This window comes from Pirellulales bacterium (genome assembly GCA_035939775.1).
Lineage (GTDB): Bacteria > Planctomycetota > Planctomycetia > Pirellulales > DATAWG01 > DASZFO01.
In genome coordinates this window covers 18,940-42,647 of sequence record DASZFO010000062.1, presented here as the reverse complement: position 1 = coordinate 42,647, position 23,708 = coordinate 18,940, and the positions used below count along the sequence as shown (strand labels likewise).

General features: G+C 61.3%; 20 protein-coding genes and 1 tRNA gene. 16 read left to right on the top strand and 5 right to left on the bottom strand.

Translation table 11 applies throughout. From position 1 onward, the window contains the following. The first annotated feature begins 98 nt into the window (after positions 1-98). From VGY55_03070 to VGY55_03055, 4 genes are all read left to right on the top strand, one after another. Entirely contained in the window at positions 99-1,487 is a 1,389-nt protein-coding gene (locus VGY55_03070) for an SPFH domain-containing protein (protein HEV2968943.1), read from the top strand. A gap of 111 nt (positions 1,488-1,598) precedes the next feature. Continuing rightward, the gene (locus VGY55_03065) at positions 1,599-3,128 is read left to right on the top strand and encodes an ABC transporter permease subunit (GenBank protein HEV2968942.1); all 1,530 of its coding nucleotides are present in this window, start codon (positions 1,599-1,601) and stop codon (positions 3,126-3,128) included. A 37-nt stretch (positions 3,129-3,165) separates the two neighbouring features. Continuing rightward, positions 3,166-4,350, top strand: a complete 1,185-nt coding sequence (locus VGY55_03060; protein ID HEV2968941.1) for a DUF1570 domain-containing protein — start codon at positions 3,166-3,168, stop codon at positions 4,348-4,350. Positions 4,351-4,370: 20 nt separating this feature from the next. Next, positions 4,371-5,660, top strand: a complete 1,290-nt coding sequence (locus VGY55_03055; GenBank protein HEV2968940.1) for a Gfo/Idh/MocA family oxidoreductase — start codon at positions 4,371-4,373, stop codon at positions 5,658-5,660. Positions 5,661-5,771: 111 nt separating this feature from the next. On the opposite strand, the gene VGY55_03050 is transcribed toward VGY55_03055, so the two are convergent. Next, positions 5,772-6,302, bottom strand: coding sequence for an FHA domain-containing protein (locus tag VGY55_03050; GenBank protein HEV2968939.1), 531 nt, complete (start codon positions 6,300-6,302; stop codon positions 5,772-5,774). Positions 6,303-6,535: 233 nt separating this feature from the next. Between VGY55_03050 and VGY55_03045 the strand changes: the two genes are divergently transcribed. From VGY55_03045 to VGY55_03025, 5 genes are all read left to right on the top strand, one after another. Further along, positions 6,536-6,608: transfer RNA gene (locus VGY55_03045), tRNA-Gly, on the top strand. Positions 6,609-6,717: 109 nt separating this feature from the next. Further along, positions 6,718-8,238, top strand: coding sequence for a trigger factor (gene tig / locus VGY55_03040; GenBank protein ID HEV2968938.1), 1,521 nt, complete (start codon positions 6,718-6,720; stop codon positions 8,236-8,238). Between the two features lie 231 nt (positions 8,239-8,469). Next, complete coding sequence (locus VGY55_03035; GenBank protein HEV2968937.1) at positions 8,470-9,102, top strand: ATP-dependent Clp protease proteolytic subunit; 633 nt, start codon at positions 8,470-8,472, stop codon at positions 9,100-9,102. A 35-nt stretch (positions 9,103-9,137) separates the two neighbouring features. Then, positions 9,138-9,740: an ATP-dependent Clp protease proteolytic subunit gene (locus VGY55_03030; GenBank protein HEV2968936.1), complete on the top strand. Its 603-nt coding sequence runs from the start codon at positions 9,138-9,140 to the stop codon at positions 9,738-9,740. A 194-nt stretch (positions 9,741-9,934) separates the two neighbouring features. Then, on the top strand, positions 9,935-11,038 hold the full coding sequence (locus VGY55_03025) for a hypothetical protein (GenBank protein ID HEV2968935.1): 1,104 nt from the start codon (positions 9,935-9,937) through the stop codon (positions 11,036-11,038). Between the two features lie 4 nt (positions 11,039-11,042). Here VGY55_03025 and gap read toward each other — a convergent pair whose 3' ends face one another. Together gap and VGY55_03015 are read right to left on the bottom strand one after the other, a co-directional pair. Further along, entirely contained in the window at positions 11,043-12,062 is a 1,020-nt protein-coding gene (gene gap, locus VGY55_03020; GenBank protein ID HEV2968934.1) for a type I glyceraldehyde-3-phosphate dehydrogenase, read from the bottom strand. Positions 12,063-12,235: 173 nt separating this feature from the next. After that, positions 12,236-12,973, bottom strand: a complete 738-nt coding sequence (locus tag VGY55_03015; GenBank protein ID HEV2968933.1) for a PEP-CTERM sorting domain-containing protein — start codon at positions 12,971-12,973, stop codon at positions 12,236-12,238. A gap of 451 nt (positions 12,974-13,424) precedes the next feature. Between VGY55_03015 and VGY55_03010 the strand changes: the two genes are divergently transcribed. The 3 genes from VGY55_03010 to epmA are packed head-to-tail and all read left to right on the top strand — an operon-like array spanning position 13,425 to position 15,517. After that, the gene (locus VGY55_03010) at positions 13,425-14,180 is read left to right on the top strand and encodes a class I SAM-dependent methyltransferase (protein ID HEV2968932.1); all 756 of its coding nucleotides are present in this window, start codon (positions 13,425-13,427) and stop codon (positions 14,178-14,180) included. Positions 14,181-14,225: 45 nt separating this feature from the next. Next, entirely contained in the window at positions 14,226-14,510 is a 285-nt protein-coding gene (locus tag VGY55_03005; GenBank protein ID HEV2968931.1) for a DUF4404 family protein, read from the top strand. Between the two features lie 20 nt (positions 14,511-14,530). Continuing rightward, the gene (gene epmA / locus VGY55_03000; protein ID HEV2968930.1) at positions 14,531-15,517 is read left to right on the top strand and encodes an EF-P lysine aminoacylase EpmA; all 987 of its coding nucleotides are present in this window, start codon (positions 14,531-14,533) and stop codon (positions 15,515-15,517) included. A gap of 159 nt (positions 15,518-15,676) precedes the next feature. Here epmA and VGY55_02995 read toward each other — a convergent pair whose 3' ends face one another. Both VGY55_02995 and VGY55_02990 read right to left on the bottom strand, forming a co-directional pair. After that, positions 15,677-16,069 (bottom strand): DUF4440 domain-containing protein, encoded by a 393-nt coding sequence (locus tag VGY55_02995; GenBank protein HEV2968929.1) that lies wholly within the window; start codon positions 16,067-16,069, stop codon positions 15,677-15,679. Beyond that, a complete protein-coding gene (locus tag VGY55_02990; GenBank protein HEV2968928.1) occupies positions 16,066-17,745 on the bottom strand; it encodes a glycerol-3-phosphate dehydrogenase/oxidase in 1,680 nt (559 codons plus the stop codon). Before VGY55_02990 ends, VGY55_02995 begins: the two co-directional genes overlap by 4 nt. Before the next feature lie 363 nt (positions 17,746-18,108). Between VGY55_02990 and dnaG the strand changes: the two genes are divergently transcribed. The 4 genes from dnaG (at position 18,109) to greA (ending at position 23,499) form a co-directional block, all read left to right on the top strand. Next, positions 18,109-19,974 carry a DNA primase gene (gene dnaG / locus VGY55_02985; GenBank protein ID HEV2968927.1) on the top strand — a complete coding sequence of 622 codons (1,866 nt, stop codon included), beginning with the start codon at positions 18,109-18,111 and terminating at the stop codon, positions 19,972-19,974. A 194-nt stretch (positions 19,975-20,168) separates the two neighbouring features. Continuing rightward, positions 20,169-21,878: a sigma-70 family RNA polymerase sigma factor gene (locus VGY55_02980; protein ID HEV2968926.1), complete on the top strand. Its 1,710-nt coding sequence runs from the start codon at positions 20,169-20,171 to the stop codon at positions 21,876-21,878. A 347-nt stretch (positions 21,879-22,225) separates the two neighbouring features. Beyond that, a complete protein-coding gene (locus tag VGY55_02975) occupies positions 22,226-22,948 on the top strand; it encodes a C4-type zinc ribbon domain-containing protein (GenBank protein ID HEV2968925.1) in 723 nt (240 codons plus the stop codon). Positions 22,949-23,022: 74 nt separating this feature from the next. Beyond that, the gene (greA, locus tag VGY55_02970) at positions 23,023-23,499 is read left to right on the top strand and encodes a transcription elongation factor GreA (protein HEV2968924.1); all 477 of its coding nucleotides are present in this window, start codon (positions 23,023-23,025) and stop codon (positions 23,497-23,499) included. Positions 23,500-23,708 lie beyond the last annotated feature (209 nt).

The following is a 23,708-nucleotide window of genomic DNA, read 5'->3' as shown; positions in this document are numbered from 1 at the left end:
TGGATTGTGTCACTGGCGCGGTGCGTCTGCGCAGAGCCTTGACGCACCCTACGGCTACTAGGAAATACGTTCTCAAAACAAACAACGAGTGAAGCGTGATGGGAATCCGGCTTGAAGTCATACAGTTTTTCGATGAATCGAACCAATCGCTCGTGCAGCGGATTCCGCAGGAAGGCTCGGCGGACATCAAATACGGCGCGCAGTTGATCGTTCAACAGAATCAGGAAGGGATCTTCTTTCGCGACGGCAAAGCGCTCGACTCATTTGCCCCGGGCCGGCACACGCTCACGACCGCCAATGTGCCGATCCTCACGCGACTACTGACGATCCCCTGGGAGAAATCGCCGTTTCAGGCTTCCGTCTACTTTGTGGGCAAGCAGACGTTCGTCGATCAGAAATGGGGCACGCCTCAGCCGATCGTTTTTCGCGACAAGGATTTCGGCATGGTGCGGCTGCGGTCGTTCGGCAAATACTCGCTCCGCGTCGCGGATAGTTCCGTGCTGCTCAACACGCTGGTCGGCACGCAGGGGAAATACACGACCGACGCCGTCACGTCGTTCCTCCGCGACCTGATCGTATCGCGCCTGGCCGATTTGCTCGGCGCTGCCGGCATGAGCCTGCTCGACATGCCGGCGCACTACGAGCAAATCGCCTCCGGCGCGCGGGCGAAAGTCGCCACCGATTTCGCCAAATACGGACTGGAACTGGTCGATTTCTTCATCAACGCGATCACCCCGCCGGACGAGGTCCAGCAGGCGATCGACGCCCGCAGCTCGATGGGCGCCGTCGGCGATTTGAATGCCTTTATGAAGTTCCAAGCCGCCCAGAGCATGGCGAAGATGGCCGAGCAGGGAGGCGGCGGAATGGGTGCGCCGGCGATGGGAATGGGAATGGGCGCCGGTTTTGGAATGATGATGCCCGGCATGATCCGCGAAGCAATGGCCGCGGGCGCCGCGCAACCGCCGCAACCGCAGGCGCCGCAGGCCGCACCGCCGCAAGCCGCGCCGACGATCGCCGCGGCGACGACGAGCGCCGCCGGCGGCGCGTTGCCGAATTTCGACGATCTCGATTTGTCGGGCTCGGTCGATCCGCGGGAGTTGGTGCGAAACGTCGTCAAGGCCGGCGGTTACAAGCTCGACGAAAGCGGCGATTCCTGGCAGGTCACCGTTCCTGTCGGCACCCTGCGGAAGCAAGTCGTCACGATCACCTTTGGCCAGCACGACGAGAGCGGACATCCCACGGTGAACTTCCGCTCGACCTGCGGCGCGGCGACCGAGCAAAACGCGGCGGCCCTGCTTCGCTACAACTCGAAGCTAGTGCACGGGGCGTTCGCCTTCGATAAAGTCGGAGATCAAGAGATGGTCACGTTGCAAGGGAGCATCTTGGCCGACACGCTCACCGGCCCGCTCATTTCGCAGGTGCTCACCGCCATCGCCTGGCAGGCCGACAAGGTGGAAGAGAAACTTACTGGTAGCGATCAGTATTAGAGCCGATCCGAGAACCGCCTAGGGGAAGGGGACAATCCCCTTTTGTTCCCGACCGTCGCGGCGATGGTACCCGCTCCACAAAAGGGGACAGTCTCCGGACGTTCTTGCGCAATGGCGGACGCTCGAAGCTGGTGGCTTGTCGAAAATACGCTGCTCTTGATCGCAGGGACGCTGGCGATCAGCATTCCGCTTGGAACGGCGCTGGCGGTCGCGTTATATCGCACGGACATCTACTTCCGGCGGGCGGCGGTCGCGGTTCTCTGTCTGCTCTTGGTCGTTCCGCTCTATCTTCAAGCGGCGGCTTGGCAGGCCGGGTTTGGCGCCTCGGGCTGGTTCACGCTGCTCACCGCATCGCCATATCAGGCGGGTCTGCTCGAAGGCTGGCGCGGGGCGATCTGGGTCCATGCGGTGGCCGCGATTCCGTGGGTGACGATGATCGTCGGTGCATCGGTACGGCTGGTTGAACCCGGGTTGGAAGAACTGGCGCTTCTAGATGGCGCCCCTTGGCAGGTGTTCATGCGCGTGACGCTTCGCCAAGCGCTGCCGACAATCGGGCTCTCGGCGGTTTGGGTGGCGATCGGCGTGGCGACGGAAATGACCGTGACCGATCTGTTCCAAACCGGCGCGACTCGATTGCGAACGTACGCCGAAGAGATTTACACGCAATTTGCGCTCGGCACGGACCCCGGCCCGCCCCCCACGGCGCTCGTCGGCGTTGCCGTCACCAGTTGCCTTGCGCTGTTCGGGGTGCTGCTCTGCATGGCTGTGGGCCGCTGGCGGCCGCAACTTTCTCAGCGACCGCTGCTCGTCTTTCGATTGGGCCGCTGGCGCGGATTCGCGTCGGGACTCGTGGGGGCGGGCGCACTGGGGACGGTCGGCGTTCCCTTGGTCAGTTTGATCTACAAAGCGGGGGTGACGCTTACGCCCGCCGGCAACGAAATCTCGCGCGGCTGGTCGCTAGTGAAATGCGCAGAATCGGTGGCCGCCAGCCCCGTGCGCTACGATCGCGAATTGTCCTGGTCGCTCGTAATCGCAGTCGTGGCCGCATGCAGCGCGATGGCAGTTGCTCTGCCGCTCGGTTGGCTCGCGCGGCGCGGTCCGTGGGGCGGCCTGCCGGCGCTTATCCTCGCGGTGGCGGCCTTGTCGGTTCCAGGTCCACTCATCGGAATGGCGCTGATCGCGGTTTTCAATTGGCCGTCTTTACCGGCCCTGAATGTCCTATACGACCGCAGCATCGTCGTCGTGAGCAGCGCCCAGGCGATACGGGCGTTTCCGGTGGCGATGTTCATTGTTTGGCACGCGCTGCGATCCATTCCCAACGAATTGCTTGACGCGGCGGCCCTCGATGGCGCGGGACGTTGGACCCGCTTTTGGCGCATCGCCTTCCCGCTCCGCTGGCCTGCACTGGCGGTGGCGTGGCTCGCCGCGTTCGTCGTGGCGATCGGCGAGTTGTCGGCCACGATCATGGTCACGCCGCCGGGAGTCGATACGCTCGGCACCCGCGTCGCCCAGATGTTGCACTTCAACATTCAAAACGAGCTGGCCGCCTTGAGCCTGTTTCTGTTTTTGGCCGGCGGCATTCTTCTGGCAATCTTCTTCGGGATCGTGAGGATCGCCGGCAGGAGTCGGCTTGTGGGATAGGAATGCGAATCCTCAATGGGCCGGCTATAATCAAACGATGCCGAAGCTTTGCCCGAAGAATAACCGACGTTTCGCATGCTTCGCCGCGATTTTGTCCATCGCGCTTCTAGCTGGCAACGCTTTGGCCGCCGATCAGATCACGTTTCGGCGCGGCGGCAAGGAGACTCAAATCTCCGGCAAGCTCATGGTGACGGCCAAGGACGGCGGCGTCATGCTGCTCGCCTCCGACGGAACGCTCTGGAACATCGAGCCACAGGAGATCGTCGATCATAAGCAAGACGCCGAGCCGTTCGCGCCGCTCTCGCAATCCGAGGCCGCGAAGAAGGTTCGCGACGAACTACCCGCCGGCTTCGAGACCTATACGACCGCGCATTATGTTATCTGCCACAACACATCTCGGGCCTACGCCCAATGGGTTGGGGCACTTTACGAGCGGCTGTATACGGCATTTTTGAATTATTGGCGAAATCGTGGCTTTAAGATTCACGATCCGGACTTGCCGCTCTTGGTGCTCGTGTTCGCCACGCGTGACGGTTACGCGGCTCAAGTGCAGCCCGAATTGGGTGCCAGCGCCAGCGCGATCATCGCCTTTTATAGCCTGCGCTCCAATCGCGTGACGATGTACGATCTGACTGGCGTGGAATCGCTGCGACGGAAGGGGGATACACGCGGCTCGCCCCACGAGATCAACTTGATGCTCGCCCGACCGGAGGCCGAGGCGATGGTGGCCACGATCATCCACGAAGCGACGCACCAGCTCGCCTTCAACTGCGGACTGCAAACCCGCTTCGCCGACATTCCGCTGTGGATTCTCGAAGGGCTGGCCGTTTATTTCGAGACCCCTGATTTGGGCAACTCCAAAGGCTGGAAGACGATCGGCGCGGTGAACCGCGCGCGGCTCGATCGGTTTGGGGAGTATTATCAGACCCGGCGGCCGAAAAAATCGCTCCTCTCTCTGATTTCCGACGACACGCGATTTCGCGACCCGCAGCAGGCGGTCGACGCCTATGCAGAGGCCTGGGCGCTGAATTATTATCTAATCCACCAGAAACCGAAGGAGTTTCTGGCGTATATGGAACTGATGGCGGCCAAGAAGACGCTTGTCGTTCCACCGCCCGAACAGCGCGTCGAGTTGCGAATCAAAGAATTCAAGACGGCGTTTGGCGACGATCTGGACCGCCTGGACGCCGATTTTGTGAAATTCATGCAAAGACTTCGCTAGCCCAATCAAGGATTCTCCGCATGTCAAACACTCTCCCGCCGTCTCGCCGTGATTTTCTCAAATCTTCCAGCGTGGTCGCCGCGGGCGGGGCATTGGCCGGAACGCTCGCCATTTCGCGCGCTGCCCACGCCTCAGTCGACGACACGATCAAGGTCGGCCTGATCGGCTGCGGCGGCCGCGGGACGGAGGCTGCCCAGCAAGCGCTCCATGCCGACAACGGATCGAAGCTCGTGGCGATGGGCGATGCCTTTGACGATCGCTTGCAGATGAGCCATCGCATCATCAGCGAGAAATTCAAGGACCAGCCGAACAAATTCGATGTGCCTCCCGATCGCTGCTTCACGGGCTTCGATGCACATAAAGGCGTGCTCGGCGCGGGGATCGATGTCGTCATTTTGACGACCCCACCGCACTTTCGCCCGCTGCACTTCCAAGCCGCCGTCGAGGCGGGCAAGCACATCTTCTGCGAGAAACCGGTCGCGGTTGATGCGCCCGGCATCCGCTCGGTGCTCAAGACGGCCGAGGAAGCAAAGAAGAAAGACCTCTGCGTCGTCTCGGGGCTTTGCTGGCGTTACGATCTTCCGAAGCGAGCAATTGTCGAGAAGATCCACGAGGGCGCGATCGGCGACGTGGTGGCGATGCACTCCACCTATCTGACCGGCCTGCTCTGGCAACGCCCGCGCAAACCCGAGTGGAGCGAAATGGAATACCAGATGCGCAATTGGCTCTACTATACGTGGCTATCGGGAGACCACATCGTCGAGCAGCACATTCATAGTCTCGATAAGGCCGCCTGGATCATGCACGACGAGCCGCCGGCCAGTGCCGTCGGCGTGGGGGGCCGGCAGGTGCGGACCGAAGAGCAATTCGGCAATATCTATGACCACCACGCGGTGACCTACGAATATGCCAACGGCGTGAAGCTCTTCTCCTACTGCCGGCAAATGGGCGATTGTGAACCCGACGTGAACGACCACATCATCGGCGCCAAAGGCTCGGCCCAGCTTATGAACCACACGATCACGGGGGCGGAGAAATGGCGGTATTCCGGCCCGGCGCCGCTTATGTATCAGGTCGAGCACAACGAATTGTTCGCCGCGATTCGCGCCAGCCGGCGGATCGACAACAGCCTCTACATGGCCCGCAGCAGCCTGATGGCCATCATGGGCCGGATGGCGACCTACACCGGCCAGCGAATCACCTGGGACCAGGCATTCAACAGCAAGGAAGATCTCTCGCCGGCGGAATACGCATGGGGTTCGATCCCGGTGCCCGCAGTGGCCAAGCCGGGTAAGACGAAGTTCGTGTAGCGGCTGCCTTCGAGCGCCGAACAAATCCGGCTGGGCAAAGGGGACAGTCCCCGTTTTGCTCCGCGGACTCCGCAAAAGGGGGACAGTCCCCGCCGGATTTGTTCTTCGCTTTTACATGATCGATTTGAGGAAGTCGTCGAGATCGTCGTCTTCGCCCCCCACTTCACTGGACTTCGTGCTCTCTTTCGGCTGAGGAGGAGGGGATTGCTTTTTTGCCTTGGATTTGTCGGTATGGTTCGCGGCGGCGGCGCCTTTCGCGATTTTCGCCACCGTCTCCTGCCGCAGGGTGCCGCTAGCGCCGATCGTCTTGTCCAGCTTGGTGGCGGCCGGAGGTGGCACGCGGTCGATGTCTTTGCCGTAAACCAGGCGGAACATGACCGTGCCGATCATTACGGTGGCGCCGGAGGGGATGGCCGTGTCCACGTCGATCCGCTGCTGGTCGACGAAGGTGCCGTTGAGTGATTCGAGGTCGCGGATCATCAGCTTGTCGCCGTCGACGAACAACTCGCAATGCAAGCGGCTTACCTGGGGATGAACGAGCTTGAGCTTCGCCTCGTGGCCGCGGCCGATTTTGGTGGGCAGCGCAACGTCGTACTCGTTGGGCTTCACCTCGGGCGAAACGATGATCAGCTTAACCTTCATGTCATTCACTATAATGGGGCCAAATACGGGTCGCAACGGGCCGGCAAGGTTGGGAAGCCAGGGACTTGACGAGCCGATGCCGAGGGACTTAACTTGATTGGAACTAGATGATAGCGTTGCCTGCGGCGGTTGGCGGCAACTGCCCTTGCAAGCAGTCACGTCGGGCCTATAATCGCTAGATTCAAGAGTTGTCAACGGACCTGACAATCGCGGATACATCGCAGGACGTGGTCGCGGGTGTAGCTCAGTTGGCAGAGCACGACGTTGCCAACGTCGTTGTCGTGGGTTCGATTCCCATCACCCGCTCTTGAAGACTGGACAATCTCTGGTGTTCCGGCCGGCTGCCCAACGGCCTGCCGGATTTGTTTGTTATTGATCTTCGCACGGCAACAGCAAACCCAAGCGCGGCACGGCCATGGCTCCTGAAGACGCTGAACTGGAAGATGCTGAACTGAAAGACACTGGGGATGAGGCGGAAGGCGCGGAAAAAGAGGAGCGCGAGCCGCTCAAGCTCAATGTCCAGATCGACAGCCCCGGCGCCTGCCAGCGGCACGTTACCGTGACGGTCCCCCGCGACGATATCGAGCGCTATTTCGACAAGGCGTTCGCCGACATGATGCCGACGGCGACAGTGCCCGGCTTTCGCGCCGGCCGTGCTCCGCGGAAACTCGTCGAGCATCGCTTTCGCAAGGATGTGGCCGACCAGGTCAAGGGCTCGCTCTTGATGGACAGCTTGAGCCAGGTGACGGAGGAACAGAACCTGGCGGCGATCAGCGAGCCGGACCTCGATCCGGCGGCGATTGAGCTGCCCGACGAGGGGCCAATGAGCTTCGAGTTCGATATCGAGGTCCGCCCCGAGTTCGATCTGCCGCACTGGAAAGGATTGACGATCGAGCGACCCGTGCGCCAGATCAGCGCGAAGGACATCGATCAGGAATTGGGGCGTTTGCTGGCTTCGCGGGGCCGGCTAGTTCCGGTGAATGGCCCGGCTTCTCCCGGCGACTACATCACGGCGAATATTGCGGTCAAAGACGGTGACGAGACGATCACTGAGATTCCCGAGAAGACCGTGAAGCTCGCGTCGATGCTCAGTTTCCGCGACGGTAAGATCGAGAATTTCGCCAAGGGATTGAAGGGAGTCGAGGCGGGCCAATCGCGAACCCTGCCGATTCAATTCTCCGACGAAGCGCCGAATGAGCGGGTCCGTGGCCGGCAGATTTCGGCCGTCGTTGATGTGCTCGAGGTGAAAAAGCTCGCGCTCCCCGAAATGACACCCGAGTTGCTCGCCGAGTTCGACTGCAATGCCGAAGGGGATTTGCGCGACGCGGTGGAAGCGACGCTCAAGCGCCAGTTGGTCTATCACCAGCAGCAGCGCGTGCGGCGGCAAGTGACTTCGTTGTTGGTCGCCGCGGCCAATTGGGACCTTCCCCCGGAGATGCTCAAGCGGCAGAGCCGTCGCGAACTCGAGCGGGCCAAACTCGAATTGCAGCGCAGCGGCTTTAGCGACGAGCAGATTCTCGCGCACGAGAACCGGCTCCGCCAGAGCACCGCCGAGAACACGGCCCGCGCGCTCAAGGAGCATTTCATCCTCGAACGGATCGCCGAAGAAGAGAAAATCGAAGAAAGCCCCCAGGATTACGACGACGAAATCAAGTTGATCGCGCGGCAAAGCGGCGAGAGTCCGCGCCGGGTGCGCGCCCAACTTGAGCGGCAAGACCTGATGGACGTGTTGCGAAACCAAATCATCGAAAACAAGACGATTGAACTCATCTTGTCGCACGCCAATTTCAAGGATGTGCCGTTTGAGCCGGATCGGACGGACACGGAGTCCGTCGATCAAACGGCCGGCGGCGGCGAGGAAGAGGAATCGGAAATTCCCGAGGCCAAGCATGGAGGCGACGCCGAGCCGCTACGCGGAATGGACCAGCGCGCGTAGAATTAGCACGTCAGCGCCGGGTGGCACTGGCCAACCGGTGGCACTGGCCAGCAACGTCGGCCAGTGCTGGCAAGCCAGTCGGCAACGACCCGTGCAGGCGATCTGACAGCGTGCGTAACGAGTTGTCGATCCAGAGCAGGTCGATCGACCCGCGAAATGGCCCCGAACGCTGCGGCCGCGATGGCAATGGCCTCAAGCTCATTCATTTCTTTAGTTTTTAAGGGATTGTGCATGTCAAGTTTCCGCCCGCCCCGGCTCGATGCTCAGGCGTCCTCGTATCGCGACTACCAGCGGCAGCGGCAGTTGACGCTGGGTGATTTGCTGCTGGAGAACCGCATCATTCTCCTCCAGGGGGAGATCTACGACGGCAACGCCAACGAAGTCGTGATGAAGCTGCTCTACCTGCAAAGCGAGAATCGCCGCAAAGACATCCATTTTTACATCAACAGCCCCGGCGGCAGCGTCACCGCCACGATGGCCATTTACGACACGATGCAAATCCTTTCCTGCCCGGTGGGCACGTATTGCGTCGGCCTGGCCGCTAGCGGCGGGGCCGTGCTGTTGGCCGGCGGCACGAAGGGAAAACGGTTCGCCCTGCCGCATGCCAAAGTGATGATCCATCAGCCGTATGGCCAGGTCGGCGGGCAAGTCTCCGACATTGAAATCCAGGCCGACGAAATCCTCCGCACCCGCGAGGTGCTGAACGACATCCTCGCCAAGCATACCGGCCAGCCGATCGAACAGATCGCCAAAGACACCGATCGCGACCGATACCTCACGGCCGCGCAGGCCAAGGAATACGGCCTGGTGGACGACATCCTCAATCGGCCCCCCATTGCGACCGACGAAGACGAAAACGAATAGCGCCGAATTAATCCATCTCAACCGAGTTCATAGCCATGCCATTGATTCCTTATGTGATCGAAAAGAGCGGCCGCGAAGAGCGGGCGATGGATATCTACAGCCGTCTGCTGAAGGACCGCATCATCTTCCTCGGATCGGCCATCAACGACGACGTGGCCAACTCGATCGTCGCGCAGATGCTGTTCCTGCAATCGGAAGATCCCAAGTCGGATATCCATCTGTATCTCAATTCGCCGGGCGGAAGCGTCACCGCCGGACTGGCCATTTACGATACGATGCAGTTTGTCACCTGCGACGTGAGCACCTATTGCATCGGCCAGTGCGCCTCGATGGGGGCCGTGCTGCTCACGGCCGGCGCCCGCGGCAAGCGCCGGGCCTTGCCCAACTCGCGGATTATGATCCATCAACCGCTGGCCGGCATGGAAGGCACGGCCGAGGAAATCATGATCCACGCCAAGGAATTCAAGAACATCAAGCAGCGCCTGAACGCGATCCTGCTCAAGCACACCGGGCATCCGCTCGAGAAGATCGAGCAAGATACCGATCGCGATCGGTTCATGTCGGCCGAGGAAGCCATGGACTACAAGCTGATCGATCGCGTGATCGAGCACATGGAAGTGAAGGTGGATGGTAAGTAGCGGGCGAAACCAGAGGTCGGAGGTCGGATATCGGAGGTCGCTCGTTAGCCGGTTCGCTTGCGAACCGAATTCGGCGGAGGTCAGAGATCGGAAGTCGGAGATCGGAGTCGGGATTTAGCCCCGGCGTTTGCGCCGGGCTCATCGCCGAAGGATTCGGCGGCTGTTTGTGGGCGATTTTTTCGCATGAGGCGAATATGAAATCGATCCTTGTCGCGGCACTTTGTCTCGGATTTCTTGCCGCCGCTGGTTGTCGCAGCGATGCGAATCGCGAGCTGCTCGAGCGCGAGTTGCGCGATCACGAAGATCAAATCTACGAGTTGCAAGACCAGTGCGATGACCTCCATCACCAATTGGAAGCTTGCCGCCACGAGAACGAGAAGCTGAAGGGGGGCGCGGCCGCCACGGAGCCGGGCGACAGCGCCTTGCCGCCGCCCCGCGTCACGCCGCCGCCGCCCGACGTCCCGGCGATCCCCAAAATCGATCTCGGCACACCAGACGATCCGCCGCCGGTCAAAGGAAATCGCGATCCATCGGCGCCGAACGACCCGCCGCGAGCCAGGAAGCCAGCCGAATTACCCCCGCCGAGCAATGCAAAGGCTGCCTCCGCCCGGCCAGCGTCGTTGCTTACAGATTCATCCAGCAGTGAGAACGTCTCGTCTGCCGGCAGTTCGCAGAGTGACGGGAAAATCGCGCGGCTTGCCATCAGCCGGCTTATGACCGGCGGGCATTCCTTTAGCGGCAAGCCGGGAGATGACGGGCTGCTGGTCGTCTTCACGCCGCGCAATTCGTCGGGCCGGCCGGTTCGCGTGGCCGGCGATGTTTCGATCGTGGCGATCGACCCGCAAGCGGCGGGCGCCGCAGCCCGCGTGGCGCGCTGGGACTTTGCCGCGGCCGAAACGGGGGCCCATTACCGCCAAGGGGTTCTCGGAAGCGCCCTCCACTTCGAGCTGCTCTGGCCGGAGCGACCGCCCGAACATACCGAGCTTAAACTCTTCGTCCGCCTGACGACGCCCGAAGGAGACCGTTTCGACGACAACCAGACCATCCGCGTCCGCTTGGCGGGCAACCCCGAACCCGCGCAAACTTGGGCCAAGCCCGAAGCTCCAAATCGCTGGGAACGGGCAACCTTGCCGAGCGGAGCTGAATTCGATCCAAGCGGTGAATCGGCCGCGGCGAATCCTCCACCCCCCGATCGTTTGACTGCGAAGAACGGTCCGCCGATCGATGCCAATTCCGCCGATGGCGATTCAACTTCGCGCACCGCGGGCCGTCGCTCGGCATGGTCGCCGAACCGCTGACGACTCAAATCTTCGCGATCTTGGCGATCAGATCGACCGTCCGGCAGCTATAGCCCCATTCGTTGTCGTACCAGCTTACGACTTTGGCGAAGTTGCCGTCGAGCACTTGGGTCCAATCGGCCGTGAAGATCGAGCTATGGGAATCGCCGATGATGTCGCTCGAAACGATCGGGTCTTCGGTATAGGCTAGGATTCCCTTGAGCGGCCCCTCAGCGGCGGCACGCATCGCCGCGTTGATCTCCTCTTTGGTCGCGTTGCGCTTCAAGAGCGTCGTCAAATCGACGACGCTGCCGGTCGGCACGGGCACGCGGAGCGAGATGCCGGTGAGCTTCCCTTTCAATTCGGGAATCACCAGCCCGACCGCGGAGGCGGCCCCAGTCGTGGTCGGGATGATGTTTTGCGACGCGGCGCGGGCGCGGTAGGGATCGCTGTGCGGCAGGTCCTGCACGCGCTGGTCGTTCGTGTAGGCGTGAACGGTGGTCATCAGCCCCTTCTCGATGCCGAACTTTTCGTGCAACACCTTGGCAACCGGGGCGAGACAGTTGGTCGTGCAGCTTGCATTGGAGATGCACTTCATCGCCGACGTGATTTTGTCGTCGTTCACCCCCAGCACGCAAGTGAGGTCCGCGCCGTCCTTGGCAGGAGCGCTGAGTACGACTTTCTTTGCCCCCGCCTTGAGGTGCGTGTCGTAGCCAGGTTTGCCGTCCTTCGCCCGAGCGGTGAACAGGCCCGTGCTCTCGACGACAATATCGGCCTGCAACACACCCCAGGGAAGTTCCGCCGGATCCTTGATCTTCGTGGCTCGAATCTTGCGACCGTTCACGATCAGGTTGTCGTCGTCGTGGGCCACCGTGCCATTGAATCGGCGATGCACGCTGTCGTATTTCAGGAGCGTGGCGAGCGTGCGGGTATCGGTGATGTCATTGATCCCGACCACCTCGAATTCGCTCGACCGAGCGGCCAGAATCCGAAACACCAATCGCCCGATCCGTCCAAACCCGTTGATTCCCACACGAATGGCCACGGCAATCTCCTTCCATCTTATAGCGAACAGGATTTACAACGGCCGTATTATAAGAATCGAGGCTGCGGCCGACAACGGGCTAGATGGACCGCATGATCGCTGGAAATAAAAAAGGCCACCGTTTTCGGTGGCCTCATTTTCGCATTAGCGGCAGTGATCGCCGACCGCCGCAATCAATTGGTCTGACGACGCCTTCGAAACATGATGGCGCCGCCGACGCAACCGATTACAGACAAGAGCAAGGTCGTCGGCTCGGGAACCAAGGGGCCATAGACCATGGACGTGCCGCCTGGGCCACCGTCCAGCAGTGATACGTCGGTCAAGGCGAATCTCTTCGCGTTCGTGGCAACCCAGATGAGTGCTGAGGTGTTCTGATTCGGCGACTCCAACGAAGTTCCCAAGCCAAGCTGGGAAAACTGAGCCGCGACACTGCTGAATATGCCGTCGCGCTCGATATCATACGGACTTCCATCGGCCCAACCCGCTCCCACCGGAGTCGAGACGCCGCTGGCATCGGAGCCGGAGTCGAAAATGTTGACTCCGGTCCACGGATGGCTCGGGTCGTCGATCGAAACTCGGTTGATTTCGTTGGCAATCGGACTGAGATTATTGAAACGATAGCCGAACGCCAAGTTCCCGGTGTTCGGGTCTCTTAGAACCTCGCTGCTCGCGAAGCCGGTGAAAGTGCCGACGTACGGAACATTGGTGAGTGGGACAGCAACCACCGAGAAATTCGCCGGGATGCCAGAGGGGAAGGTGTAATCCGGAGCAGGCAGCCCCGGTCTTCGGTTGGCGCCGCCGGGGGCAAGAGGGGCAGCTCCCCAGGAGGTCGATTGATTGACAGCGAACACGGCAATCGCGATAGCCACCGCCCATGCCAGCGGCGAGAGACGCATTGAATGATGACTCACGGGCGGTTCTCCTGCGATGTTTCTAGATGCCGAATCGTTCGTTAGCAAACTCCACAAAGCCTCAACTCGTGGCAAACGATGCCCCGCGTCCGATGCCCTTGATGGCTCAGGGGCGATTTAGTCGGTACCCCCTCGGTGCCCCCCCATTGTAATCATCAGTCGCTGCAACGCAAGGAAATTTAGGCAGATAACACAAACTCACAAACTTCAGGTTTCGTGCGGGGCGACCTCCCCGGCGGCAATCATTTCCCATTTCGAGACCCCGTCCAACTAATACTCGCCGCTGGTTGCGTCGCGTTGGATCGGTCATACTACAACGCACTTGCGGCGATTATCGGCCGCGATTTCTTGCTCCGATGCTCGGCCGCCCTCCTCCATGCCGCGATCTCCAAATCAACGCTCGCGCAGTCCATGTCCGATCTGGCAACTTCCGCCGGGTGTGACCCGGGGGATGTGGGAATATGCCCAGGCCGAGCACATCGCCCGCGATTATGACGATTACTTCGCCCAGAATCGGCTGTTCGAGTTCGACGAGGAGATTCTGGCCCATCACCTAGCGCGGCCGGGCTGCGTCGTCGATTTGGGCGCCGGGACTGGCCGAGCGCTCGTTCCGCTGGCGCGGCGCGGGCATCGCGGCGTGGCGGTCGATTTGTCCGTCGAGATGCTCGACGTGATCGGCGAGAAGGCCGAGGAGGAATACCTGCCAATCGACCGCGTTCTGGCGAATATGGTCGAGCTGGATTGCCTTTCCGATGGAATCGCCGAGTATTGCATCTGCCTGTTCAGCACCCTTGGGATGATTCGCGGCCGAGAGAATCGCCAGCGGGCGCTCGGCCACGTCCATCGAATCCTCAAGCCGGGCGGCCTATTCGTCGTACACGTGCACAACTTTTGGTACAACCTCTACGATCCGGGGGGCCCGTGGTGGGTGCTGAAGAGCCTCGTTCGTTCGCTCGTCGCGCGGGATTTCGAGGCGGGAGATAAGTTCTTCGATTATCGGAGAATTCCGAACATGTATCTGCACGTCTTTCGCCGCCGCGAATTGATCGGCGCGCTCCGCCGAGCCGGTTTCCGCATCGTGGAGCTGATTCACCTCGATCCGCGACGAACTAGGGCCCTCCGCAGACCATGGCTGTTCGGCGATCTGCGAGCGAACGGCTGGATCGTGGTCTGCGAAGCTGCGGCACGGCGCGTTCGTCGAGTATAATGGCGAACTGTAGGAGCACCGCGCCACAAGTCTCGGAGCTACGCAATGCCCACCGATCGCGAACGACTTAATGCCACGTTGAATGAACTGCTCGCCGAGCTATCCGAAGTCGACCAGCTCGATTCCGAGGTGGACAAGCGGTTGCGCGGGGCGCTGGCCGAGATTCAAACGGTTTTAGATAAGAAGCAGCAGCCCGCCGCTTCGCGAGCGAGTTCGAGCGGCCTGATCGATCGGCTGGGTGATACGGCTCGGCGGCTGGAACCGTCGCATCCGGCGCTATCCAGCGCGATCGGCAATCTGGCTGGCATGTTAGGGCAGATGGGCTTCTAGCGGCCGCTATCCGGCAAACCATGGCGCCTTGCAATCCTGACTTTCGTCCCACCGCCAATTGGGCGAATCTGCGATTGCGCGCCGAGCTGCTTCGGAAGACGAGAGAGTTCTTTCACGATCGTGGATTTCTTGAGGTCGAAACGCCGCTCTTGTCCGCCGATGTCGTCGTCGATCGGCATCTCGATCCGATTCCCGTAACGCTGGCCGACGATCCGTGCCGGCCCAATATCGGCCGGCGGATGTGGCTGCAAACCTCGCCGGAATTCGGAATGAAGCGGTTGCTCGCGGCCGGCGCACCGGCCATCTATCAAATCACTCGAGCGTTTCGCAACGCCGAGATCGGCCCGCTGCACAATCCGGAATTCACGATGCTCGAATGGTATCGGGCGGGAGACGGGATGCACGAGGGGATGGCGTTGCTCGGCGAATTGTGTGAATGCTTGCTCGCGCGCGGTTCCGTCGAGCGAATGAGCTATGGGGACGCATTTGCACGCCACGTCGGAGTCGATCCGCACTGCGCGTCAATCGCCGATCTGCGAGCCGCCGCGGATCGATATGGGGGCGTCGCGCCGGCCGGTTTGGGCGACGACCGAGACGGCTGGCTCGACCTGCTGCTTGTCGAGCGAGTGCAGCCGCACTTGGGCCGGCCGCGACCGACGATCTTGTTCGACTATCCGGCCAGCCAGGCGGCACTCGCGCGGATTCGCGAGCAACCGCGGCCTGTCGCCGAGCGATTCGAACTCTATGTAGATGGGGTCGAGTTGGCCAACGGTTACCATGAACTCTTGGACGCCGCGGTCCTGCGGCAGCGGATCGCAGCCGCCAATGTGCGGCGCGCCGCCGACGGCAAGCCGCAATTGCCGTCCGAAAGCCGGCTCTTGGACGCGATGGAGGCCGGCCTGCCCCCCTGCTCCGGCGTCGCGCTCGGCTTCGATCGGCTCGTCATGGTCGCCGCCGGCGCCCGCACGTTGGCGGAAGTAATGCCCTTTCCAATTGATCGCGCGTGATATTGTGGACCGGCCGAGAGAGCGTAGCGGAATTCGCCAGAATTCCGTCATCGCCGCTGAAGTTGCAGGGAGTGTCGAGCGAAGCGATGACGCATCGAACGTCGCGCGAAATACGGTGCGTCTGCGCGGACTTGACGCACGCTACTTTTGCGAACTCGTCTACGGGACTGAACGATGAAAATGGACGTGTTTCCAGCGCCCGTCGATGCGCTGCCAGATGCGGGTCTCTTCGGAGCAGGCGGTCACCGGCGCGTCGACTCCGTCGAGGCGCTGCACGAGCCGCACGTAGGCGACCACGGCCGAATCGTTACCCAGCATTCGCACTTGCGGCGAAGCCATCGTGGTGGTGCGCGGCTGAGAACCGGCGCCAAGATCGAAATAGAACTTGTGGAACGCCATTCCCTGAATCAATTGCCCGCGGGCTTCCGGCTCGAAGCACGTCAAGTCTGGAGCGCACAGCTCCTGATACGTGCTCCAGTCCGCGGCCGCAATGCTGTCCAGCAGCCGTTGATTGAGTTCCAACAACTCCGCCCGCATGGGTTGATCGGTCATGAGAAGGACTTCCCAAAATGTTTCGCCAAGCGGGCGATTGTTTTCTCCACCTCGGCCATCGGTGGCCCGGACATCCGCCTAGATTGGACCAATAGCTGAGCCAGCTCGTCAAGGCACGCCCGCGAGAGTCGCGGATGATAGAGCAACATCAGCCGCCGTTCGACGAGGTCGTCGAGCGTCGTCGCCCATTCGTGGTCGATGATCCAGCGCACGAAGCGGCGCGGCAGCGACGTGCCCGGCAGGCATTCGCTGTCGAGGCTTCCCGCCCTCGATAAGTCCGCGAGGATCGTCTCCGAGCGCGTGCCGACGAGCGACCAGATCGTTTCGACCGCCCGCCGGTCCAGCGAGAATCGCTGCGCGATCCGGTCCCACTCTGCGGCGAGCGAAACCGAGTCGCGGGGATAGGACTCGCCGCCGGGCAGAGGCCGGTCGCGAGAGTTCGATCGTTGTTCAAGCCCGAGTCGCGCGAGGATCGTGCCGGCCGCGTCCTCGGCCAATGAGCGGCAAGTCGTGAGCTTGCCGCCGATGATGGAATAGAGCGGGACCGCGCTCTGGTTGTTCGGCTCCAGCCAATGCCGCCGCGTCACGGCCGCCGTTGCCGAGGCGTCCGAGACCGGCAGTGGCCGGACGCCGCTGTAGTGCAATGCGATATCAGCGGTCGAAAGCCGCAAATCGGGGAACAGCTCATTGACGGCTTCGACGAGATACTGCAACTCCTCCGGCGCGGCGACTGCGTTGGCGGGGTCGTCGGCAAATGGCAGGTCGGTCGTCCCGACGAGCGTCGCCTGGCCGAACGGCAACACGAACACCGGGCGGCCGTCGGCAGCCTCGACGTAAATCGCCCGGCCGGCAAGCCGCGCGCGAAGCGGCTCGTGATGCGTTATGAAATGACTCCCCTTCGTTCCGCCCATCAGCGGCTTTGATGGAACATTCAGGGCCGAAAGCGTTCGATCCACCCACGCACCCGTGGCGTTGATTACGGCGGAGGGCTGAAATGAAAATGCCGTTTCGTCCGGCCGATCGAGCGGATGAACGGTTGCGGTTTGGCCGTCGATCGTTACCCGATGATAGGTGAATATCCGCAGCGGAATTCCCGCGGCTTCCGCGATTTGCCGAGCATCTTCCAAGAGTGCGAGCGTGAACCGCTCCGGATAAACGATCTGTGCATCAGAGAATGCGTACATCCAGCGGTATTTCGTCGAATCAATGCGAACGACGTCGGGCGAGCGCGATTTATAGAGCCGGCGGCGCGGGAGCGTGGGATCGTGGGCGTACACGTCGTAGAGCCAAAGCCCGAGGCGGACGGACCATAACCCATGATGCTTGACGCGCTGGCTGCCGCCCCGTCGGGGCTTCATGCCGAGAAACTTTCTTGCACCCGCGATCAATCCACCACGGCGGCTGCGGATCGGAATGAATAGCCGCAGCGGGCGGACAAATTGCGGCGCCAGTCGCAGCCAGCGCGTTCGCTCTTCGAGCGATTCGCGGACCAGATCGAATTCGCCGTATTCGAGGTATCGCAGGCCGCCGTGAATCAATCTCGACGAATAGGCGGTTGCACCGGATGCAATGTCATGAATATCCACGATCACCGAGCCGACGCCGTTGAGCGCCAGCTCGCGCGCGAGCGCCGCGCCATTGATGCCGGCGCCGAGGATCAGGACGGGTTGCGCCATTTCGGATTTTCGATTTTGGATTGAGTGAGATGGGAGGTCGATAAATGATTCGCAAGATACATTGGTCACGGTCGATTGGGCAAACGAATCGCGTGCGGGAGTTCACAAAAAAATTCTCGCCAGTGCCAATCGAAGTATTCGGAAAACGCAAAAAGCCTCGGGAAACGCAGCATTTTTTGGCGTTTCGTCAATGGCATTTTCCGGCGTTGACCCTGCCGGAGGGCGTTCCTATAATCGCCCCACTGTCATGGATGGCAAGGCCAGTTTTTTGTGCTAAAACTGGTTAGATGGGTCAAGGTGGACCCGCCGGCCGCCGCGGCCGAATCCACCTCTTCGACAGCGCGGTTCGATCGGGGGTCCAGGGTGGCTTCGCGAACGTCGTTCGACGACAAAGAGCGGGTCCGGCAGGCGATCGACATCGTCGATCTGGCCGGCAGCTATCTGCAATTGCGCCGCGAAGGGCGCGGATATAAGGCCCTTTGCCCCTGGCACGACGACACGCGCCCCAGCCTGCAAGTCAATCCGGAACGCCAGTCGTTCAAGTGCTGGGTCTGCGACATCGGCGGCGACATTTTCAGCTTCATGATGAAGATGGAGAACGTCGAGTTTCCCGAGGCGCTGTCGATGCTCGCCGACCGGGCGGGAATTCAACTCACACCATATCGCGCGAGTGGCGGCGCGGCAGTGGGCGCCAGCGGGATCAGCGGTAGTGCCGACGACAAGCGCACACTGTATCAGGCCGCCGCCTGGGCCGAGCAAGCGTTTCACGAGTGTCTGCTGAATTCCGCGGAAGCCGAGCCGGCGCGCAAGTATCTCCGTGATCGCGGCATCGACGGCGATAGCGTGCGCCGTTTTCACCTCGGTTTCGCTCCCGATCGCTGGGACTGGCTGATCCAACAATCGCTGAAGAGCAGAATTTCGCCGAAGGTCCTCGAACGGATTGGCTTGTTGGTGCACAAGGATGGCGGCGGGCATTACGACCGCTTCAAAGGTCGAGTATTGTTCTCGATCCGCGACGCGCAAGCCCGCGCCATTGCCGTCGGCGGGCGCATCTTGCCGGAAGCTGCCGCCACGAATCCAGCCAAATACATCAACTCGCCCGAATCGCCGCTGTTTTCCAAGAGCAACATGCTGTACGGGCTCGATTTGGCCCGCGATGCGATCACCAAGAGCCACATCGCCATCGTGATGGAAGGCTACACGGACTGCATCATGACGCGACAGTTCGGATGCGAGAACGTGGTTGCTGTGCTCGGCACGGCACTTGGCGACCGGCACATCCGCTTGCTGCGGCGGTTTGCCGACACGATCGTGCTGGTACTCGATGGTGATAAGGCGGGCCAAAAGCGGACGGGCGAAATCCTGTCGCTGTTCGTCGCTGAGCAAGTCGATCTGCGGATCGTCATCTTGCCCGACGAACTCGATCCGTGCGATTTCCTGCTGACCCACGGCGCGGATGCATTTCGTGCGCGATTGAGCGCTGCCGTCGATGGGCTGGAGCACGCGTTCCGCATGGCCACGCGCGGGCTGGACATCCAGAAGCAGCCCCACGAGGCCAGCAAAGCGCTCGACGGCCTCCTGCAAACGATCGCCAAGGCGCCTCGGTTGCGCGAAGGATCGACCAGCGAGACGCGCGTTCGCGAATGGACGATGCTCTCTCGACTGGCCCGGATGTTCGACGTTGACGAAGTCGTATTGCGGCAGCGGGTCGGCGAATTGCGCGGCAAGCAGCGAACCACCAAACCAATTTCCGCCGCGGCAGGCCAGCCTGTCGCGCCGACCGAGCCCCTGAGCATCTGGGATCGAGAACTGCTGGAGATTTTGCTCTTGGAGCCTGAATCGGTCCGCGCCGTCGCCGAGGTGATCCGCCCCGAGCATCTCGCTTCGGAGGCTTGCCGGCGGATCTTCGCGACCTGCTGCTCGCTTTCCGCGGCGGGCGTGACGCCGAGCTTTGATCGCATGCTATTGGAATTCGACGAGCCGCATTACAAAAACCTACTCGTGCAACTGGACGAGAATGGGCAGAACAAGGGGACTCACGATGTCGCTTTGCGATTGCGTGAGTTGTTGGAAGGGTTCCGTCGCCGCGACGGCGAGCGGCAGGTCCGCGCCCAAACGCGGGTCTTGCAGGAAGGCAAGCTCGACGCGGCCGAGGAATTGACCATGCTGCAACAACTGATCGACCAAGAGAGACGTCGCCAAGGCATTTCCGCGCCCACGGAGGGGTAGGATGCTTTGCACCGAACAGGTTTTGACCCAGATGTTCCCGTAATTTGCATCTCAGTCCATACCTGCCTCGGCGGATTTCGAGCGACCGATGGAGCGAAGTCACGGATGAATCGCGCACCCAGCGATCCACGACGGCTCCCGTCGCGCGCTCACGGCACCCAGTCCGCGCGCAAGATGCGCGGGAGGAGGATCTGATGGACCAGATCGACACCGAACTGAACGAATTAGTTGCCAAGGGAAAGTCCCAGGGCTATTTGACCTACGACGAAGTCAACGATTATTTGCCCGACGAGGCGGTCACTCCCGAGAAGCTCGACAACCTGCTGATAGCGCTCGACGAACTGGGGATTGAACTCGTCACCGAGCCGCCGGCCGAGGCGCTCTGCGCGATGGACGATGCAGCCGGCGAATCGGCCCGCGATTTCGAGGCTGTTGCGAGCGAGGGCCGCCGCGCAGCCGAGATCGACCGCCCGCTCTCCGCCGAGCAGTTGCCGAAACTGAGCGACGATCCGGTGCGGATGTATCTATCGCAAATGGCGATCATCCCGCTTTTGACCCGCGAAGAGGAAATCTCGCTGGCCAAAAAGATCGAAGTCACGCGGAAGCGATTCCGCCGATCCGTGCTGGGCTGCAATTTCGCGATGCAGGGCACGATCGAGACGCTGGAAAAGGTTTATAAGGGAGTCCTCCCGTTCGATCGCACGATCAAGGTCTCGCTCACCGAACGGTTGACCAAAGAGCAGATCATGGCCCGCATGCCGCACAATCTGGCGACGCTCAAGCAACTGCTGGCGGCGAATAGGGAAGACTTCCGCAAATTGTTGAGTCGCAAAACGCCGCGGGGCGAATGGATCGAGGCCCGCCGCCGCTTCTGCCGCCGCCGCAGCAAGGCCCTGACGCTCGTCGAAGAGCTGAGCCTTCGCACGCGACGCGTTCAGCAGATGGTCAAGCAGATGAATGAAGTGTCGCGGCGGATGGATTTTCTCCGGGCTCGGATTCACGAGCTGCGGAATCTGCCAGGCGCGAAAGACCAGCTCGGCCTTTGTCGCAAGGAATTGCACGACCTGATGCTCCTCGCGCAAGAGAGCCCCCGCAGCCTTCGCAATCGCCGCGAGACAATGGGGCAGCAGTTCCAGGATTTCGAGCAGGTCAAGCGGCAACTATCCAGCGGCAATTTGCGGCTGGTCGTTTCCATCGCCAAGAAATACCGCAATCGCGGCCTCAGCTTCCTCGACCTGATTCAGGAGGGGAACACGGGGCTGATGCGGGCCGTGGACAAGTATGAATACCGCCGCGGCTATAAATTCTCGACCTATGCCACCTGGTGGATTCGTCAAGCGATCACTCGGGCGATCGCCGATCAGGCCCGCACGATCCGCATCCCGGTCCACATGATCGACGTGCTCTCGCGGTTGCGAAACGTGTCGAAGCGGCTGCAACAAGAGATGGGGCGCGAGCCGACGACCGAGGAAATCGCCCGGTCCGCCGACATGCCGATCGAAGAAGTCCGCCGCGTGCTGAACATCGGGCGGCACCCGGTGAGCCTGGATCGCCCGGTCGGCGAGAGCGAAGACAGCAGCTTCGGCGAATTCATCGAAGACGGCGGGACGGAAAGCCCAATTATTTCGGCCTCCCACGGCATGTTGCGGCAAAAGGTCGAAGGGCTGCTTAAGACCCTCACGTTCCGCGAGCGCGAAATTGTCCGTCTGCGCTACGGATTGGGAGACGGCTACACCTATACTCTGGAAGAGGTGGGCCGAATTTTCAAGATCACGCGCGAGCGCGTGCGGCAGATCGAGGCCAAAGCGCTCCGCAAGCTCCAGCATCCCGTACGCAGCAAGCAGCTCGAGGGCTTCCTCGGCGAGGCCGCCGAACAATGCGCGGCGCTGCAGCAGAGCGCGTAGGGGAATTCGCCAAAATTCCGAACTCGTGAATAATTCACGCACCTGAATTCCCGAGAATTCAGTTCGGAGCAAAACAACTTGAGCCGCCGGTCTCTTGGGACCGGCGGCTTTTTTCATGCGCTTCCAACAGTTGGCTGTTTGAAGTAGCGAGCCACAGCAGCCGTAGGATGCGTAAAGTTTGCGCGGACGCACCGGGACCCGGCAAACCCGCCGTGCTACTCGGCGCGTCTGCGCTTTGCTTGACACACCCTGATCGCGTGAATGCCCTCCGCGGCCAGTTTGCCGCTGGGCGCGTCTTGCACTGCGGCGTATGCTTATAAGTACGAGATCCAACGGGAGGCATCATCATGGCGTTCAATGCGGCCGCGCTTCGCGAATTGCACCGAATCCATCGGCAATTGTCCGATCTTCGCGAGCGACTTGAAAGCGGCCCCAAGCAAATCAAGGCGCGGCAGGCGGCCCTAGCCGCGGCGGAAGAGCGGCTGGCGAAGACCCAGACCGAGGTCAAGGCCGCTCGCATGGCCGTCGATCAAAAGCAATTACTGCTCAAGTCGGGAGAAGGAAAGATCATCGATCTCAAGGTGAAGCTGAACGCATGTAGCACCAATCGCGAGTATCAGGCCCTGCGCGAGCAGATATTGGCCGATGAGATGGCCAATAGCGTGCTGGCCGATGAGATTCTCGAAGCCATGGAACAGGTCGATCAGCTCAAGCAGGCGATCGTCGAGGCCGACCAACAGATGGTCAAGGTGAAAGAGGAAACGGTGAAAGTGCAGCAAGCTGTCCGCTCGCGGGAAGAGTCGCTGCTGGCAGATGTCCAGCGGTTGGAAGAGGAATTGCGGGTGGCGGAGACCGGGCTGCCGGCCGAGCTGCGCGACGTTTACAATCGCGTCGTCAAGGCCAAGGGGGAAGACGCCATGGCGCAGGTCGAGGGAGAAAGCTGCGGCGGCTGCCACCAGCAACTCACCCCCAATATCATGAGCCAACTGCACGGATCGACCGTGGTTTTTTGCAAGTCCTGCGGCCGGCTCCTCTACTTTCCCGAGGATCGCACTCCCGGCCGCAAATGACTAGAATCATCGCATCGGTCTCCAGCGTATCGGAGGCCGCGTTTTTTTTGCGATCGTTCGTTTTCGAGGGAACCATGTCCGATTTAGTCCCAATGACTCGTACCGGGTACGACAAGCTCAAGGGAGAGCTTGACCACATGGAGCAGGTGGAGATGCCCAAGCTGGCGCAGCGCGTGGCCGCCGCGCGCAGCGAGGGAGATCTCAGCGAGAATGCCGAATATCACGGCGCCCGCGAGTCGCAGGGGTTGTTGCAAGCCAAGATCAATCTGCTCCGCGACAAGCTGGCGCGGGCTTCGATTGTCGATCCCTCGCGGCTGCCGAAGGACGAGATCGTGTTCGGGGCGACGGTGGTCGTCAAGGACCTCGATTTCGGCGACGAGGAAATCTTCACGCTCGTCGGCGCCGGAGAAGAGGACTACGACACGGGCAAGATCCTCGTCACCAGCCCGCTGGCTCAAGGGCTGCTGGGTAAAAAGATCGGGCAAAAGGTGGAGATTCCCGTCCCGGCCGGAACGATGAAGTTCGAGATCGTGGAAATCCGGTTTGAGTGAGTCGCGTGCGGCGGAGGACTTGGCTTGGCGCTCCAGGACTGCCGGCCTCCGAAAGATAGCTTGGCGACGCGAAACCGTTCAGAATACTTGCAGTTCCGGGCCCCGTTGTCTACTTTGTAGTTCCGAATCGGCTTTGCGCTAGGCACTGTGGACCGCCACGGTCCGAGCAATCCGTTTGCGAGGCGAACCTATTCGATCAACTGAAAAAG

Excerpts from the sequence above, each read along its gene's own strand:
- VGY55_02975 (HEV2968925.1), top strand. The coding sequence starts at position 22,226 with ATGGCGTTCAATGCGGCCGCGCTTCGCGAATTGCACCGAATCCATCGG.
- VGY55_03060 (HEV2968941.1), top strand. The coding sequence starts at position 3,166 with ATGCCGAAGCTTTGCCCGAAGAATAACCGACGTTTCGCATGCTTCGCC.
- VGY55_03050 (HEV2968939.1), bottom strand. The coding sequence starts at position 6,302 with ATGAAGGTTAAGCTGATCATCGTTTCGCCCGAGGTGAAGCCCAACGAG.
- VGY55_03065 (HEV2968942.1), top strand. The coding sequence starts at position 1,599 with ATGGCGGACGCTCGAAGCTGGTGGCTTGTCGAAAATACGCTGCTCTTG.
- VGY55_03005 (HEV2968931.1), top strand. The coding sequence starts at position 14,226 with ATGCCCACCGATCGCGAACGACTTAATGCCACGTTGAATGAACTGCTC.
- VGY55_03035 (HEV2968937.1), top strand. The coding sequence starts at position 8,470 with ATGTCAAGTTTCCGCCCGCCCCGGCTCGATGCTCAGGCGTCCTCGTAT.
- VGY55_02995 (HEV2968929.1), bottom strand. The coding sequence starts at position 16,069 with ATGACCGATCAACCCATGCGGGCGGAGTTGTTGGAACTCAATCAACGG.
- epmA (HEV2968930.1), top strand. The coding sequence starts at position 14,531 with ATGGCGCCTTGCAATCCTGACTTTCGTCCCACCGCCAATTGGGCGAAT.
- VGY55_03055 (HEV2968940.1), top strand. The coding sequence starts at position 4,371 with ATGTCAAACACTCTCCCGCCGTCTCGCCGTGATTTTCTCAAATCTTCC.
- VGY55_03010 (HEV2968932.1), top strand. The coding sequence starts at position 13,425 with ATGTGGGAATATGCCCAGGCCGAGCACATCGCCCGCGATTATGACGAT.
- VGY55_02980 (HEV2968926.1), top strand. The coding sequence starts at position 20,169 with ATGGACCAGATCGACACCGAACTGAACGAATTAGTTGCCAAGGGAAAG.
- greA (HEV2968924.1), top strand. The coding sequence starts at position 23,023 with ATGTCCGATTTAGTCCCAATGACTCGTACCGGGTACGACAAGCTCAAG.
- tig (HEV2968938.1), top strand. The coding sequence starts at position 6,718 with ATGGCTCCTGAAGACGCTGAACTGGAAGATGCTGAACTGAAAGACACT.
- VGY55_03030 (HEV2968936.1), top strand. The coding sequence starts at position 9,138 with ATGCCATTGATTCCTTATGTGATCGAAAAGAGCGGCCGCGAAGAGCGG.
- VGY55_03025 (HEV2968935.1), top strand. The coding sequence starts at position 9,935 with ATGAAATCGATCCTTGTCGCGGCACTTTGTCTCGGATTTCTTGCCGCC.
- VGY55_02990 (HEV2968928.1), bottom strand. The coding sequence starts at position 17,745 with ATGGCGCAACCCGTCCTGATCCTCGGCGCCGGCATCAATGGCGCGGCG.
- VGY55_03070 (HEV2968943.1), top strand. The coding sequence starts at position 99 with ATGGGAATCCGGCTTGAAGTCATACAGTTTTTCGATGAATCGAACCAA.